The 14,228-nt window shown below is 68.6% G+C and carries 15 protein-coding genes; 4 read left to right on the top strand and 11 right to left on the bottom strand.

Annotated elements, in window-relative coordinates:
* Position 1: 1 nt before the first annotated feature.
* Positions 2-478, top strand: coding sequence for a hypothetical protein (locus QRN21_RS08175; RefSeq protein ID WP_053098345.1), 477 nt, complete (start codon positions 2-4; stop codon positions 476-478).
* A gap of 43 nt (positions 479-521) precedes the next feature.
* Here QRN21_RS08175 and QRN21_RS08170 read toward each other — a convergent pair whose 3' ends face one another.
* Both QRN21_RS08170 and QRN21_RS08165 read right to left on the bottom strand, forming a co-directional pair.
* Complete coding sequence (locus QRN21_RS08170; protein ID WP_053098344.1) at positions 522-1,688, bottom strand: ROK family protein; 1,167 nt, start codon at positions 1,686-1,688, stop codon at positions 522-524.
* 138 nt (positions 1,689-1,826) lie between these two features.
* On the bottom strand, positions 1,827-2,126 hold the full coding sequence (locus QRN21_RS08165; RefSeq protein ID WP_053098343.1) for a chorismate mutase: 300 nt from the start codon (positions 2,124-2,126) through the stop codon (positions 1,827-1,829).
* Between the two features lie 95 nt (positions 2,127-2,221).
* Here QRN21_RS08165 and QRN21_RS08160 point away from each other — a divergent pair, with 95 nt between their 5' ends.
* Positions 2,222-3,499, top strand: coding sequence for an AI-2E family transporter (locus tag QRN21_RS08160; RefSeq protein WP_285363622.1), 1,278 nt, complete (start codon positions 2,222-2,224; stop codon positions 3,497-3,499).
* A gap of 67 nt (positions 3,500-3,566) precedes the next feature.
* Here the strand turns inward: QRN21_RS08160 and QRN21_RS08155 are convergent, their stop codons facing one another.
* The 8 genes from QRN21_RS08155 to QRN21_RS08120 all read right to left on the bottom strand — a co-directional run bounded on the left by QRN21_RS08155 (position 3,567) and on the right by QRN21_RS08120 (position 11,513).
* On the bottom strand, positions 3,567-4,490 hold the full coding sequence (locus tag QRN21_RS08155) for an ABC transporter substrate-binding protein (protein ID WP_056275893.1): 924 nt from the start codon (positions 4,488-4,490) through the stop codon (positions 3,567-3,569).
* A gap of 82 nt (positions 4,491-4,572) precedes the next feature.
* Positions 4,573-5,301, bottom strand: coding sequence for an ABC transporter permease (locus tag QRN21_RS08150; protein WP_053099329.1), 729 nt, complete (start codon positions 5,299-5,301; stop codon positions 4,573-4,575).
* The gene (locus tag QRN21_RS08145; protein WP_230101098.1) at positions 5,298-5,978 is read right to left on the bottom strand and encodes an ABC transporter permease; all 681 of its coding nucleotides are present in this window, start codon (positions 5,976-5,978) and stop codon (positions 5,298-5,300) included. The genes QRN21_RS08150 and QRN21_RS08145 overlap by 4 nt, the downstream gene beginning before the upstream one ends.
* On the bottom strand, positions 5,975-6,862 hold the full coding sequence (locus tag QRN21_RS08140; RefSeq protein ID WP_053098339.1) for an ABC transporter ATP-binding protein: 888 nt from the start codon (positions 6,860-6,862) through the stop codon (positions 5,975-5,977). The genes QRN21_RS08145 and QRN21_RS08140 overlap by 4 nt, the downstream gene beginning before the upstream one ends.
* Positions 6,863-6,930: 68 nt before the next feature.
* Positions 6,931-7,233, bottom strand: coding sequence for a DUF427 domain-containing protein (locus QRN21_RS08135; protein WP_056275888.1), 303 nt, complete (start codon positions 7,231-7,233; stop codon positions 6,931-6,933).
* Between the two features lie 199 nt (positions 7,234-7,432).
* A complete protein-coding gene (locus tag QRN21_RS08130; protein ID WP_285363619.1) occupies positions 7,433-8,866 on the bottom strand; it encodes a dihydrolipoyl dehydrogenase family protein in 1,434 nt (477 codons plus the stop codon).
* Positions 8,867-9,109: 243 nt separating this feature from the next.
* Complete coding sequence (locus QRN21_RS08125; RefSeq protein WP_285363618.1) at positions 9,110-10,219, bottom strand: lactonase family protein; 1,110 nt, start codon at positions 10,217-10,219, stop codon at positions 9,110-9,112.
* A gap of 7 nt (positions 10,220-10,226) precedes the next feature.
* Positions 10,227-11,513: an adenylosuccinate synthase gene (locus tag QRN21_RS08120; protein WP_056275880.1), complete on the bottom strand. Its 1,287-nt coding sequence runs from the start codon at positions 11,511-11,513 to the stop codon at positions 10,227-10,229.
* Positions 11,514-11,723: 210 nt separating this feature from the next.
* Here QRN21_RS08120 and QRN21_RS08115 point away from each other — a divergent pair, with 210 nt between their 5' ends.
* Both QRN21_RS08115 and QRN21_RS08110 read left to right on the top strand, forming a co-directional pair.
* A complete protein-coding gene (locus tag QRN21_RS08115) occupies positions 11,724-12,659 on the top strand; it encodes a DMT family transporter (protein ID WP_285363617.1) in 936 nt (311 codons plus the stop codon).
* 64 nt (positions 12,660-12,723) lie between these two features.
* Positions 12,724-13,464 carry a Pr6Pr family membrane protein gene (locus QRN21_RS08110; RefSeq protein ID WP_285363616.1) on the top strand — a complete coding sequence of 247 codons (741 nt, stop codon included), beginning with the start codon at positions 12,724-12,726 and terminating at the stop codon, positions 13,462-13,464.
* 44 nt (positions 13,465-13,508) lie between these two features.
* On the opposite strand, the gene QRN21_RS08105 is transcribed toward QRN21_RS08110, so the two are convergent.
* Positions 13,509-14,138 carry a hypothetical protein gene (locus QRN21_RS08105; RefSeq protein WP_285363615.1) on the bottom strand — a complete coding sequence of 210 codons (630 nt, stop codon included), beginning with the start codon at positions 14,136-14,138 and terminating at the stop codon, positions 13,509-13,511.
* Between the last annotated feature and the right edge of the window lie 90 nt (positions 14,139-14,228).

Here is a 14,228-nt window from a genome sequence, read left to right as displayed (position 1 = left end):
CATGACCTGGCAGGATGCGGGGCGCGTCGAGAGGCGGCCGACGGAAGACGCTCACCCCGGGTGGGGGTGGGGCGTGGTGCTGGTGCCCGTGGCCGTCGGACTCGCGGCTCTCGGGCTGTTCTTCATCCGTGAGCTCGACCCCGGGATGGGCACCGTGATCGGCGTCGCGCTCATCGCCTGGGCCGTGTCTCTCGCGATGCCGTTCTTCGTCATCGCCTGGTATGCCGTGCAGGCTGCGTGGAAGGCATCACGCGAAGAGCGCGGGCAGACGTTCGCCGCACCGTCGCACGCGCTGCGGCGCATCGGGTTCGGCATGCGCTGGAGCTTCCGCGCACGCGGCACGCTCTTCAATCCCGCGTCGTACGACGGACCCGACCTGCCGATGCTCGTCGTGGGCAAGGTGGTGCACATCCTCGCGATCGTCGTCCTGGTGATCGCCGGGCTCGTCGCCGCTCTCGTCGGGATCGCCTCGCGCTGAGCGGGATCCCGCACCCTCCGATGCGTCGTTGCCGATCCGCGAATCAGGATGCCGGAACGGATGCCGCGCGCAGCTGCGCGGGACTCCAGCGGACCCCGAGCGCGCTCGACAGCGCCACCTGTGCGACCCCCGTCGAGATCGACGCGTCGGCATCCGCGAAACGCACCGGAACGTTCGCGGTGCCCGTCGCCGTGTAGTCGATCTCCGCCTGCACGAGGCCGAGGAACGGGTCTCCGAGCGCGCGCGCCGGCCCCCCGATCACGACCTCGGCCGCGTCGAGCACTGCGGCGATGAGCTTGATGGTGCGCGCGAGTGCGCGTGCGCCCTCAGCCAGCTTCTCTTCATCGGCAGACGCGGCCAGCGCGGTGATCGCCTCGTCATCCATGGCGTCATCGAAGTCATCGCCCAGCATCGCCGTCATCGACGACGCCGATTCCAGGCATCCCTGGCGTCCGCAGCGACACGCGCGCGCATCCTCGCCGAACTGCACCTGGACGTGACCGATCTCGCCCGCGCGGTCTCGTGGGCCCGGTGCGAGTTCGCCGTCGAGAGTCACCGCCGCACCGATCCCGGTGCCGATGTGGATGAACAGCCGGTATCCGGACGACTCATCCTCTCGGGCCGCTTCGGCGATCGCCTCGGCATCGACGTCGTTCACGAGAAGGACGGGAACCGAGAGCAGGCGCTCGAAACGCTCGGCGAGGGGCACGTCGGTCCATCCGAGCTGCACGCTCTCGAACACGCGGCGGCCGTCTGTCGTTCCGGGAAGCTGCACGCCCGCGACGAGCAGCCGTCCGGCGTATTCGGCGGCGATCTCCGTCAGCGCAGCGTCGAGCATTCGCACCCGTGATTCATCGGAGAACGCGACTCGCCGCGTCTCGACCTCGGTGCCGTCGAGCGCGACCAGAGCGATGCGCGCATCGGTCGGTCGGATCACGAGCACCAGGATGACGTGATGCTCGGCCTCGATGCTCAGCGTGGTCGCGCGTTTGCCGCCCGTGCTGGCGGCCTGCTCGCCGTCGACGACCAGCTGCAGCTCGATGAGCTCGGCGACCAGCGACGAGGCCGTCGCCGCAGTCAGGCCGGTGGCTCGGGCGATCCCCGCCCGGGTCTCGGAGCCCGGGTTGCGGAAGACCAGCTGCAGCGCCCGGCGCAGGTTCGCGCGGCGGACCGAGGCCTGGGTGTCGAGTGCGTCATCGCCGTTCAGCATGGTGCCGGTCCCGGTGCAGGAATCAGTTGACAGACCTGGTGGTTCTGCGTACCCTCGGTCATAGTTTATTCAATAAACTTAGTTCGGTCCCCGGGCGAGTGAGTGCTGCACACACTGTCACTCGCTCGGAAGGCCGGATCATCGTCCTTCGGCGGCTTCGGTGTGATGGCGGATCACTTCGGCCACGACGAAGTTGAACCACTTCTCGGCGAACTCCGGATCGAGATGCGCCTGCTCGGCGAGTGCCTTGAGCCGCGCGACCTGCTGCTCCTCGCGACCGGGATCGGATGCCGGCATCTCGTGCTCGGCTTTGAGCTGACCGACCTGCTGCGTGGCGCGGAAGCGCTCGGCGAGCATGAAGATGAGTGCGGCGTCGATGTTGTCGATGCTCGAACGCAGTCGGAGGAGTTCAGCTCGGGGGTCTTCGGCGGCGGTCATGCCCCCTACTCTACGGAAACACGCGTCAGAACGACCCCACCCTGAAGGGGGGATGCCTCCCGGATGGACCCGCGCTCGGCCGCTATCGTGAGCACATGAGCCGAGAAGAGCAGGACCCGTCGAAGAGCGCGTCTGCTGCCGCATCCGAACCCTCCTCGGCACCCGACGTCGCAGCGTCGATCACCGAAGCATCCGCCGACACTCCGGGGTCCGCGAGCTCCCCCGCAGAAGACACCACCGTTCCGGCGATCTCCCCGCCCACGCCGAAGACGTCGCCGGCAGTTCGTCACGGGGTCGTCGAGCCGATGACTCCGAGCCGCTCGTTCTGGACGCGCATCGACCGGCCTTTCGTGTTCGGATTCCTGGTGACGATCGGCGGCCTCGCCGCCATCGTGCTCGGTCTGGCCGTCGCGAACCTGTCGACCGTGCTCATCTACATCGCCCTGGCACTGTTCGCCGCCCTGGGCCTCGACCCCACCGTGCGCTTCCTCGAGCGGCGCGGGCTGTCTCGCGCCATCTCGGTGGTCGTCGCGATCCTCGGGCTCGTGGTCGTGGCGGGTCTCGTCGTGTGGATGGTGCTGCCGGTCGTGATCGACCAGGTCGCGAGCTTCGTGAGGTCGGTGCCGGGGATGATCCAGGAGTTCACCCGCAGCGACATCTACGCGACGCTCGACGCCCAGTTCGGCGACCAGTTCCAGGACCTCGTCGCGGATGTGCAGACGTTCCTCACCGACCCGGGAAACATCGCCGCGGTCGGCGGAGGAGCGCTGCAGGTCGGCGCCTCGATCGCCAACGCCATCTCGGGCATCATCGTGGTGCTCGTGCTCACGCTCTACTTCGTCGCGACGCTGCCGTCGATCAAGTCGGGGATGCTCCGCCTCGCTCCCGCACGTGACCGCGCGCGCGCAAGCGACATCACCGAGCAGATCACCGATTCCGTGGGCGCCTACGTGATGGGAATGGTCGTGCTCGCGTTCTGCAACGCCGTGCTCACGTTCCTGCTGTACGTGTTCCTCGGGCTGCCGTTCCCACCGCTGATGGCGACGGTCGCCTTCTGCATCACCCTGATCCCGCTCGTGGGCTCTGTGATCTTCTGGATCATCGGCACCGGCATCGCGCTGTTCAGCGACCCGATCGCGGCACTCGTCTTCGCTCTCATCTACGTCGTGTACATGCAGATCGAGGCCTACGTCATCACCCCTCGCGTCATGAACAAGGCCGTCGCCGTTCCGGGTGCCCTCGTCGTGATCGGCGCCCTCGCCGGCGGCACGCTGCTCGGCCTGCTCGGCGCTCTCGTGGCGGTGCCGGTCGCGGCATCCATCCTCATCGTGATCAAACAGGTGCTGATACCCCGGCAGGACGCCAGGGTCTAGGCAGTCCCTGGACGCAGAAGTGCCCGGCCCCCTGAAGGGCCGGGCACTTCTGTGAGGACGACTCGGGTCAGACGAGGTCGTTGTCAGCGAGCCACTTCTTCGCGATGTCCGCGGAGGACTGCTCCTCGACCGTGCTGAGCACGTTGAGGGCGACGAGCTCCTCGCCGGTCAGCTTGGCGCTGATGGCGTTGAGGACATCGGAGACGTCGTCGGCGATGTCGCTCGAGACGATCGGCACGACGTTCGACGAGATGATCAGGTTCTCGGGGTCTTCGAGAGCGACGATCTCCTCGGTCTCGAAAGCCGGATCGGCGGTGTAGATGTCGGCGACCTGGATCTGCCCGGCGAGCAGCGACTCGAGCGTGGTCGGGCCGGTGGCCGAGAACGTCAGGTCGACGCCGTAGACCTCTTTGGCCTTGGCCGGGCTGTACGGACGCTGCTCGAACTCCGGAGCCGCACCGATCGTGACCTCGGAGGTCACCTTCGAGAGGTCGCCGATCGTCTTCAGGTCGTTCTCCTCGGCGAAGCTCTTCAGCACCGTGTAGGAGTCCTGATCGGTCGCCTCGGCGAAGTCGAGAGCGGTCAGGCTCTCGGGAAGGGCCTCCTGCAGCGCCGCGTAGACGTCGTCAGGGCTCGTGACGTCGACCTCGTCATCCGAGATGTACTCGAGCAGGCTGCCCGTGTACTCGGGGAAGACGTCAATGTCACCCGACTCGACATCCGGCATGTACGCGTCACGCTGGCCGATGCTGAGCTGCTTCTCGACGTCGAAGCCGGCGGCCTCGAGCGCCTGGGCGTAGATCTCGGCGATGATCTCGTTGGAGTAGTACGCCTGCGAGCCGACGACGATCGTGTCGCCGCTGCCCGAGCTCTCACCGGAGTCGGACGGCTCGTCGAGCGGGTTGCTCGACGAGCAGGCGGACAGGGCGAGTGCAGCCGCGGCGACAAGACCGACGGCGAAGACAGAGCGCTTGCCTCGTGCTGTGAACATGGACTTCCTCTTTTCTGGAACTGCTGTGGGGGACTGCTGCTGTGTGGAACTGCGCGGTAGGGACGGAGGAGCCGGTGCGCGATCAGGCCGTGGCCGGAGCCGCGGCGGGAGCGAGGTCGCGCGACCGGCGACGGGTGGGACGGCCGGCACGGAGCCCCGCCGGCACCGCGGCGTGCTGGGCTGCGGCGAGGATCAGGTCGACGAGCAGCGCCAGCGTGGCCACGAGGATCGCCCCGGCCAGGACCTGATCGAACTTCTGCAGGGGAATGCCCTGGATGATCGGCCAGCCGAGGCCGCCGAGATTCACGTAGGCGGCGATCGTGACGGTCGCGATGACCTGAAGGAGGGCTGAGCGGAGGCCGCCGACGAGCAGAGGCAGTCCGAGCGGCACCTCGACCTTCCAGAAGATCTGCCAGCCGGTCATGCCCATCGCCTTGGCCGAATCGATCACGCGGCGATCGATCGCCTCGAGCCCCGTATACGCGCCGGCGAGCAGCGAGGGGATCGCGAGCAGAACGAAGGTGATGATGGCCGCCTGCGGCACACGCAGCACGCCGAGCAGGAGGACGAGCAGGATCATCAGGCCGAACGCGGGAATCGCTCGCGCCGCGCCGGAGATCGCGACCGCGACCTCGCGCCCCTTGCCCGTGTGGCCGATCAGCCAGCCGATCGGCACCGCGATCACCGCGGCGATCAGCACCGAGATCACCGTCAGGGCGAGATGCTCGGCCAGCAGCTTGGGCAGCGCGTAGTTTCCCGTCCACTGCTCGGGAGCGAGCATCCAGGCGAAGGCCTCGGCGAAGAGATTCATGCCGGGGCTCCCAGCGCGATCGGCCGAGGCGCGACCTTCTTCGAGGCGGCGCGCGTCCACGGCATCAGCGCGCGACCGATCAGCAGCAGGATCAGATCGATCACGAGGGCGATGATGACCACGGCGACGACGCCCGCGAACACCTCGGCGATGATGCGCCGGTCGAGGCCGTTCGTGAACAGGTAGCCGAGGTTGGTCACGCCGATCAGGATGCCGACCGTGGCGAGCGAGATGGTGCTGACGGCCGTCACGCGGAGTCCGGCGAGGATCACCGGACCGGCGAGCGGGAACTCCACCGCCCAGAATCTGCGGAAGGCGGCGAAGCCCGTCGCCGTCGCCGCCTGGCGCACATCGTCATCGACCGAATCGAGACCGTCGGAGACCGCGCGCACCAGGATCGCGATCGCATAGATCGTGAGCGCGATGACGAGATTCGACTCGCTCCGGGCCGAATACCCGGCGACCGAGGGCAGCAGGATGAGCAGCGCGAGCGACGGGATCGTGTAGAGCAGACCGGTGAGCACGATGATCGGGCCGCGCACCAGGCGGAAACGCCACGCGACCCAGCCGAGCGGGAGCGACAGCACGAAACCGAGCACGATCGGGATGATGCTCTGACGCAGATGCACCAGAGTCAGATCGAGGATCAACCCGAGGTTGTCGGTGACCCAGTTCACGCGCCCTCGCCCTGCACAGCGCCGAGAGCGGCGGCATCCGGCCCCGCCAGGGGACCGTCGGACGTCTCGGCCGCCGCGACGATCGCGCCCTGCGTGCGCCCCTCGGAGTCGACCACGACGGTGCCGTGCGGGGTCTCTTTGAGGTGCAGGGCCCGACGCCCACGGTCGGCTCCGATGAACGAGGCGACGAAGTCGTCTGCCGGGTTCTCGATGATCTCGCTCGGGCTGCCCACCTGCACGATGCGCGCGCCCTTGTCGAGGATCACGACCTGATCGCCGAGCAGGAAGGCTTCGTCGATGTCGTGGGTGACGAACACGACGGTCTTGTCGAGTTCGTGCTGCAACCGCAGCGTCTCCTGCTGCAGGTCGGCGCGCACGATCGGGTCGACGGCACCGAAGGGCTCGTCCATCAGCAGGATGTTCGGATCCGCCGCAAGACCACGGGCCACGCCCACGCGCTGCTGCTGACCGCCCGAGAGCTGACTGGGATACCGGTCGGCGAGTGACTGGTCGAGTCCCACCGTCTTGAGCAGCTCACGCGCGCGCTCGTGCGCCGGCCCCTTCTTCACGCCGGTCAGACGCAGCACGGTGGCGACGTTGTCGATCACCGTGAAGTGCGGCATCAGGCCGGAGTTCTGCATGACGTAGCCGATGCGGCGGCGCAGGGCGACGGGGTCGCCGCCGAGCACGCTCTCGCCGTCGATCTCGACCTCGCCCGAGGTCGGCTCGACCATGCGGTTGATCATGCGCAGCAGAGTGGTCTTGCCGCATCCCGAGGATCCGACGAACACCGTCGTCTTGCGGGACGGCAGCACCAGGCTGAAGTCCTTCACGGCGGTCGTGCCATCGGGGAACTGCTTGGTGACGTTGCGGAACTCGATCACGATTTACTACTCTCCGGTCGATCGATCGACGAGGCGCGCATCAGCGCCTCGACTGCGGCATACAGAGGTCATGCAGAGACCTCGACCCGCGGGTCGAAGGCGACGAAGCCCGAGAAGTCCTTGCCCACCCGGTCGAAGGCGCTCGGATACGGCGTCGGATACGACCAGGCGTAGTCGGTGTGCAGCTCGCCACCGGCCTGGACGGAGAAGTACTGGGCGGCGCCCTTCCACGGGCATGTGTACGGAGTGGGGCTCTCGACGAGCACGCCCTCCGTGATGGATGCCGGCGGGAAATACCAGTTTCCCTCGATGCGCGCGAGATCGCTCTCGTCGGCTTCGGCGATGACGGTTCCTGCGAGTACAGCCTTCATGGTCCTGCCTCCTCGGATGTGTGTTCGAGCGTATAAGAGGTGTGCGACATTCGGCCGGGGGTTGTGCCGGAGGTCGTCAATGTGGGAAACAATCCTGCTCCGGGCGCGCCGATCGCGCCAGTCTCTCGTCGGTTGTTCGGAGCGGATGCCGAAACGGATGGGCCGCGCGGCGTCCGTCGTCGGCATCCGTCCGATGGGCTCAGGCCGAGTCCCTCCCGTAGGACTCGAGCAGCCGCAGCCAGATCTCGCTGATCGTCGGGTACGCCGGAACGGCGTGCCACAGGCGGGCGATCGGCACCTCGCCGACGATCGCGACCGTGGCTGTCTGCACGAGCTCGGCGACCTCGGGGCCGACGAAGGTCGCTCCGATGATCACGTCGCGCTCCTTGTCGATCACGAGGCGGGCCTGCCCCTCGAAGCCGTCCTCGTAGAGGCTCGCGCCGGCGACAGAACCCAGGTCGTAATCGACGACGGCGACGTCGGTTCCGGCCTTGCGGGCCTCTGCCTCGGTATGCCCGACCGAGGCGACCTCGGGGAACGAGAAGGTCACCTGAGGGGCGCCGGCGCTGTCCGCGGTGGCGACGTGACGACCCCAGGCCGCATCGTCGACGTCCTCGCCCTTGGCGCGCGCCGCGATCACGTCGCCCGCTGCTCGCGCCTGATACTTGCCCTGGTGCGTGAGCAGCACACGACCGTTCACATCGCCGACCGCATAGAGCCAGTCGGATCCGGGAACACGCAGCGTGTCGTCGACCGTGATCCAGCGACCGGGCTCGAGACCCGCGACGTCGAGGCCGATGTCGCCGCTGCGAGGAGACCGCCCGGTCGCCACGAGGACCTCGGCAGCGGTGACCGTCGACCCGTCGTCGAGCACGATCTCGACTCCCTCGTCGCCTCGCGTCACGCTGGTCGTGCCGGTGTCGGTGCGGACGTCGACACCGAGCTCCTTCAGCCCGGCCGCGACGCGCTCCCCGGCGAACGGCTCCATCGAACCCAGCAGACCGCTGCGGGCGATGATCGTCACCGTCGAACCGAGGGCCGCATAAGCCGTGGCCATCTCGACCGCCACGACCCCGCCGCCGATCACGGCCAGCGACTCGGGCAGCTCCTCTGCGCTGGTCGCCTCGCGGCTGGTCCAGGGGGACGAGTCGCGCAGGCCCTCGATGGGCGGGATCACGGCATCCGATCCGGTGCTGATCGCGACGGCGTGGCGGGCGCGGAGCACGCGGGTGCCGCCGTCGGCATCCGTCACCGTCACCTCGCGCTCACCCGTCAGACGGCCGTGCCCGCGGGCGAGGTCGATGCCGGCGGAGTCGAGCCACCTCACCTGCCCGTCATCCGACCAGTTGCTCGTGAACGAGTCTCGACGGTCGAACACCGCGCGCACGTCGAGCGACCCCGTCACCGCCTCGGCCGAGCCCTTGACCTTCTGCGCGGCTCGCAGCGCCTGGGCCGGACGCAGCAGCGCCTTCGACGGCATGCATGCCCAGTACGAGCACTCACCGCCGACCAGCTCGCTCTCGACGATGATCGCGGTCAGTCCGTTCTGCACGGCGCGGTCGGCGACGTTCTCGCCCACCGGCCCGCCGCCCAGCACGATCAGGTCGTAGTCGTCGGTCTTCTCAGCAGTCATGGGGTGCACCTCTCCGTCGCCCAGTCTTGCTCAAGTCCAACGTCGAGTCACGGGGTGGTTGTTCCGCGACGCGCCGTCGGGCGCGTTGCCGGCCTGCTCCACAACTCCGGAAGGCCGGCGAACAGCGACGCGCACCGGCCGTGCAGCCCCGCATCGGGCCGTTCGTCCGGAGTTATGGCGCCGCCCCGGTTCACAGCCTGAGTGCGAACGCCAGGTCAAGCTCCCCGAGGCGCGACCCGCGCGTCAGCGAACCGGCAGAATGTGCGTCGGCGCCGGGGCCTGCGCGAGGTGGCGGATGCCGAGCGGCGCGCCCGTGCGCTCGTCGAGGTCGACCAGCGCGACGGTGTCGGAGCGCTGCCCCGCGACCAGCAGCTTGCCCTCGTGCACGACGTGATGACGGGGCCAGTCCACGCCCGAGTCGGCGAGGGCGATCGACTCGAGAGCCTCGCCTCCCCCGCGCACGCGGAGCGCGGCGATCGTGTTGCTGCCGCGCAGGGCCGTGTAGAGGAACTGCGCGTCACGGCTGCGGGCGAGTTCGGCGGGGAAGTCCACGCCGATCTCGGCGATCGGGCTCGCGAGCACCGACGACACGACAGCCCACGTGCCGTCGCGCCCGGCGCCGAGAGTGAACACCTCGCACGAGTACTCGGTCACCACGTGCAGGTGGCCGCTGGGGTGCACGACCATATGCCGGGGGCCGGTGCCGACGGGCAGCACGACCTCGTGATCGAGCACCAGGCCACCCCCGGTGGGTCGCCAGATCCGCACCAGGTCGAAGCCGAGATCGGTGGTCGCGATGCGCCCGTCGGCGAGGAAGGCTGCCGAGTGCGCGTGCGATGCGCGCTCCTCACCCGTCGCGGTGAGCTCGCCGGGGTACGGATCGGATGCCGCGACCGCGACGCCCGCCGGAGGCGCCGCCTCGAGCGGCTCGCCGAGGAGAGCGGCACGCAGTTCGGCTGCCTTGTTCACGGCATCCGGCACCAGGCGGCCCTGCGCGTCGATGCCGATGCGGACGACCCGGCCGTCGCCGTAGCAGCTCGCGACGAGGAACGATCCGCTCGACGAGACCGCCACGTGGCAGACGCCGTCGCCCGCGGCGACCGGCTCACCGAGCGGCTTCAGCGTCGAGTCGCCGCTGCGCGCGAACGCCTGCACTCCGGCATCCCCTTCGAGCGCCGCGTAGACGACGTCGAGCGACGGATGCTGCGCCAACCACGACGGGGAGGGGGTCTGCGTGACCGCTCCCCGATACTCGAGTGCGGTGGGCGCGCTCTCGTCGCCCGCGAGCAGGCCGATGCCGTCGGCCGAGCCGCCCATCGCGGGTCCGTACCCGCCGAGCCAGAACCGGGTCATGTCAGCCTCAGTCGAGCAGGTCGTGACGCACGATGACCTGGTCGCGCTCGGGGCCGACGCCGATGACGGAGATGCGCGTGTTGCTCATGCCCTCGAGCGCGATGACGTAGTCCTGCGCGTTCTTCGGCAGGTCGTCGAACGTGCGTGCGGTCGAGATGTCCTCGCTCCACCCCGGGAAGTACTCGAGGATCGGCGTCGCGTGGTGGAAGTCGGTCTGGTTGACCGGCACCTCGTCGAAGCGCCGACCGTCGACGTCGTATGCGACGCAGACGGGGATCTGCTCTAGTCCGGTGAGGATGTCGAGCTTGGTGAGGACGAGATCGGTGATGCCGTTCACACGCGTCGCGTAGCGGGTGATCGGGGCGTCGTACCAGCCGACCCGGCGCGGACGGCCCGTGGTGGTGCCGAACTCGAAGCCGCGCGACCGCAGCCACTCGCCCTGCTCGTCGAACAGCTCGGTGGGGAACGGACCGGAGCCGACACGGGTCGTGTAGGCCTTCACGATGCCGACGATGCGGTCGAGCGCTCCGGGGCCGACGCCCGATCCGGTGGACGCGCCGCCCGCCGTGGCCGACGACGACGTGACGAACGGGTAGGTGCCGTGGTCGACGTCGAGCATGGTGGCCTGACCGCCCTCGAACACGACCACCTCGTCGCGGCGCAGGGCCTCGTCGAGCAGGTATCCCGTGTCGGCGACCATCGGCCGCAGGCGCTCGGCGTACGAGAGCAGGTCTTCGACGACCTCGTCGGCGGTGATCGCGCGACGGTTGAAGATCTTCACCAGCAGGTGGTTCTTCTGGTCGAGGGCGCCTTCGACCTTCTGGCGCAGGATGTTCTCGTCGAAGAGGTCCTGCACGCGGATGCCGACGCGGTTGATCTTGTCGGCGTAGGCGGGGCCGATGCCACGGCCGGTCGTGCCGATCATGCGCTTGCCGAGGAAGCGCTCGGTGACCTTGTCGAGAGTGCGGTGGTACTGGGTGATGATGTGCGCGTTGGCGCTCACCTTCAGACGGGAGACGTCGATGCCGCGGCCGCCGAGCGCCTCGAGCTCGCTGAAGAGCACCTCGAGGTCGATCACGACGCCGTTGCCGATCACCGGCGTGACGCCCGGCGACAGGATGCCGGACGGCAGCAGGTGCAGTGCGTACTTCTCATTGCCGACCACGACGGTGTGGCCCGCGTTGTTGCCGCCGTTGAACTTGACGACCCAGTCGGTGCGCTCGCCGAGCAGGTCGGTGGCCTTGCCCTTGCCCTCATCGCCCCACTGGACGCCGACGATAACGATTCCTGGCATGGGTATCCCCCTTGCTTTCGCCGGGTTTGCACCGGCTGATGAGCTGGCCCTCTTCGGGCGGCTCCATCCTATCGAAGGTCGTTCGCCGACCCTCCGGGCTGTGGGCGGCGGACGCTCTCGAACGGACTGCAGCAACCCGTGGCGGAAAACGAGCGGATGCTGTCGCTCGGGCGCATCGCCGATGTCCGTGGCCGGTGCCAGGATCGAAGGATGCCGAAGACCGGTCGCGTGCGTCGCGACGACAGCCCGAACCCCGCGAAGCCCCGCCCACAGGGTCCGCTCGTGCTTGTCGCCGCACTGGTGACGGTGGTGCTGTGGGCCTCGGCGTTCATCGGCATCCGCGGCGCCGGTCCGCACTTCGACCCGGGCGCGCTGGCGCTGCTGCGCATGGCTGTAGGAAGCGCCGTGCTGGCGATCATCGCGGTGCGCCACGGCATCCGTCTTCCCGACCGGAGGAACTGGTGGCTCGTCGCGGTCTGGGGCGTCGGGTGGTTCTGCGTCTACAACCTGGCCCTCAACGCCGCCGAGCGCACGCTCGATGCCGGCACGGCCGCGATGGTGGTCAACCTCGCGCCGCTCATGGTGGTGGTCTTCAGCGGGCTCTTCCTGCGTGAGGGCTTTCCGAAGCCGCTGATCATCGGGGCGCCGATCGCCTTCCTCGGTGTCGTCCTGATCGGCATGAACTCGTCGACGAGTGAGGGTCCCGACATCACCGGGCTGCTGCTCGCGCTGCTCGCGGCCGTGATGTACGCCGGATGCACCCTGCTGCAGAAGCATCTGCTCAGCGCGGGGTCCGACGCGACCACGCTGACGTTCCTCGGCGCGGTGGCCGGCACGGTCGCGCTGCTCCCATGGGCAGGCAGCCTGGTCGGAGCACTGCAGACGGCCCCGCTCGGCTCGACGCTGTGGGTGGTGTATCTCGGCATCTTCCCGACGGCGATCGCGTTCACCACCTGGGCGTACGTCCTGCAGCGCAGCACGGCCGGCCAGACGTCGGCGACGACCTATGTCGTGCCCGCGATCGCGATCCTCATGTCGTGGGCGATCCTCGGTGAGGTGCCGACCCCGCTCATGTTCGTCGGCGGTGCACTGTGCCTGCTCGGGGTGCTCGTGACACGGATGAAGTGGGGACGCCGCGCCGAGTGACGTGACGGCATCGAGGTCTAGCGTCAACCGGCATACTGACCGATAAAGTGTGCGCGGAGGCGAAATGACGACCTGGTGGCCCTACGCCCGACTGGCAGCAGCAGCGCTCGGACTCGCGGCGATCATCGCCCAGCTCGCACGCAGCGTCGAGAACGCTCTCGCGGCCACCACCGAGTGGGGCCAGCACCTGCCGACGGTCGCGGCGAACTTCCTCAGCTTCTTCACGATCCTGTCGAACCTGCTCGCGGCCATCGTGCTGATCGTCGCCGCGGTCTGGGCGCTGCGCCACCGTCACGATGACGAGCGGGAGCCCGGCTGGCTCGCTGTCCTCCTCGTCTGCGTCAGCACGTACATGATCGTCACGGGCATCGTCTACAACACCCTGCTCCGCGGCATCGAGCTGCCCCAGGGCGTCACGGTCCCCTGGTCGAACGAGGTGCTGCACGTCGTCTTCCCGCTGTTCCTGCTGGTCGACCTGCTGTTCGCTCCGCGGCGGCGCGCGCTGCGCTGGCGTGCCGTGGCGCTAGCGACGATCTTCCCCATCGTGTGGGTCGTCTACACGATGATCCGGGCGAATCTCATCGTCGCCCCCGCCACCGGCGAGGCCTGGTGGTATCCGTACCCGTTCCTCAACCCCCACATCGTGCCGGGCGGCTATCTCGGGGTCGCCGGCTACATCGTCGGCATCGCCATCGCCATCATCGGCGTGGCCTGCGTGGTCATCTGGGTGGGCCGCAAGCGCGGCGCCCCTCAGGACGTCGCCGACACGACGCACGTCGAGGAGTCCCCGCGCGCCCGAGGATGATGCGGCGAGAAGCCTGCCCCGAGGACGAGCGGCTCACGCTGCGGCTATCGGGTTCCGCCCTCGGGCCTGAACGTCGCGAGCACCGCATCGCTCACGTGCTGAGGAGTCGTGGCCAGGGCCTCACGCGGATCGAGGAGGCGAGTCGGAACACGGTCACCGCGAAGCTCCTCCCGCGTCGATGGTTCGAGTACGTAGAACAGTCGCCGAGGCTGCCGCAGTGAGATCAGGTGACTGACGACAGGACCCAGCAGCAGCACGGCGACCAGTGCCCAGACGATGCGCCACACACCGCTGACGGTCGCCGCCACGACCGTGAAGGTCGACGCGGCGGCGAGCGCCGCGACCAGCGTCATCGCGGGCACGAGCTTCGATCCGGGGAGGAGGATGCCCCCGGGGACGCTCGCACTCGCCCGACTGATGTCCTCCGCGCTGACGCGCCGGCGAGGAAGCGTGGTGAGCCAGAGTGTCACCGCGATCACCCACCACAGCGAAGGGACAGCGATGAGCACGCCGATCATGGATCGCATGGACCCGGTGTCGTGCAGGTACGCCCAGGCGCAAGCAGAGGTGGCGACGGCCGCGAGGATCACGTTCAGCACGACCACGGCCACCCACAACGGTCGTCCGATCGAGTACTCGAGCGCACTGCGCGGCATCGTTCTGGGCTGCTTCATCGTTCCCGCATCATCCGAAGATCGAGTTCTCAGCTAAGCACGCGTCCGTCGCTCCGCCGATATACGCGTCGGGCCGGATCAGATCCCATG

The sequence above is a fragment of the Microbacterium sp. LMC-P-041 genome, assembly GCF_030209555.1.
Taxonomy (GTDB): domain Bacteria; phylum Actinomycetota; class Actinomycetes; order Actinomycetales; family Microbacteriaceae; genus Microbacterium.
Note: the sequence above shows the minus strand (reverse complement) of the source record. Positions and strands in the feature narration are given on the sequence as shown.

Bases quoted from the DNA above. Each gene is read 5' to 3' on its own strand.
- QRN21_RS08175 (WP_053098345.1), top strand. From the start codon at position 2: ATGACCTGGCAGGATGCGGGGCGCGTCGAGAGGCGGCCGACGGAAGAC.
- QRN21_RS08165 (WP_053098343.1), bottom strand. From the start codon at position 2,126: ATGACCGCCGCCGAAGACCCCCGAGCTGAACTCCTCCGACTGCGTTCG.
- QRN21_RS08150 (WP_053099329.1), bottom strand. From the start codon at position 5,301: ATGAATCTCTTCGCCGAGGCCTTCGCCTGGATGCTCGCTCCCGAGCAG.
- QRN21_RS08125 (WP_285363618.1), bottom strand. From the start codon at position 10,219: ATGACCCGGTTCTGGCTCGGCGGGTACGGACCCGCGATGGGCGGCTCG.
- QRN21_RS08105 (WP_285363615.1), bottom strand. From the start codon at position 14,138: ATGAAGCAGCCCAGAACGATGCCGCGCAGTGCGCTCGAGTACTCGATC.
- QRN21_RS08120 (WP_056275880.1), bottom strand. From the start codon at position 11,513: ATGCCAGGAATCGTTATCGTCGGCGTCCAGTGGGGCGATGAGGGCAAG.
- QRN21_RS08115 (WP_285363617.1), top strand. From the start codon at position 11,724: ATGCCGAAGACCGGTCGCGTGCGTCGCGACGACAGCCCGAACCCCGCG.
- QRN21_RS08160 (WP_285363622.1), top strand. From the start codon at position 2,222: ATGAGCCGAGAAGAGCAGGACCCGTCGAAGAGCGCGTCTGCTGCCGCA.
- QRN21_RS08130 (WP_285363619.1), bottom strand. From the start codon at position 8,866: ATGACTGCTGAGAAGACCGACGACTACGACCTGATCGTGCTGGGCGGC.
- QRN21_RS08135 (WP_056275888.1), bottom strand. From the start codon at position 7,233: ATGAAGGCTGTACTCGCAGGAACCGTCATCGCCGAAGCCGACGAGAGC.
- QRN21_RS08110 (WP_285363616.1), top strand. From the start codon at position 12,724: ATGACGACCTGGTGGCCCTACGCCCGACTGGCAGCAGCAGCGCTCGGA.
- QRN21_RS08170 (WP_053098344.1), bottom strand. From the start codon at position 1,688: ATGCTGAACGGCGATGACGCACTCGACACCCAGGCCTCGGTCCGCCGC.
- QRN21_RS08155 (WP_056275893.1), bottom strand. From the start codon at position 4,490: ATGTTCACAGCACGAGGCAAGCGCTCTGTCTTCGCCGTCGGTCTTGTC.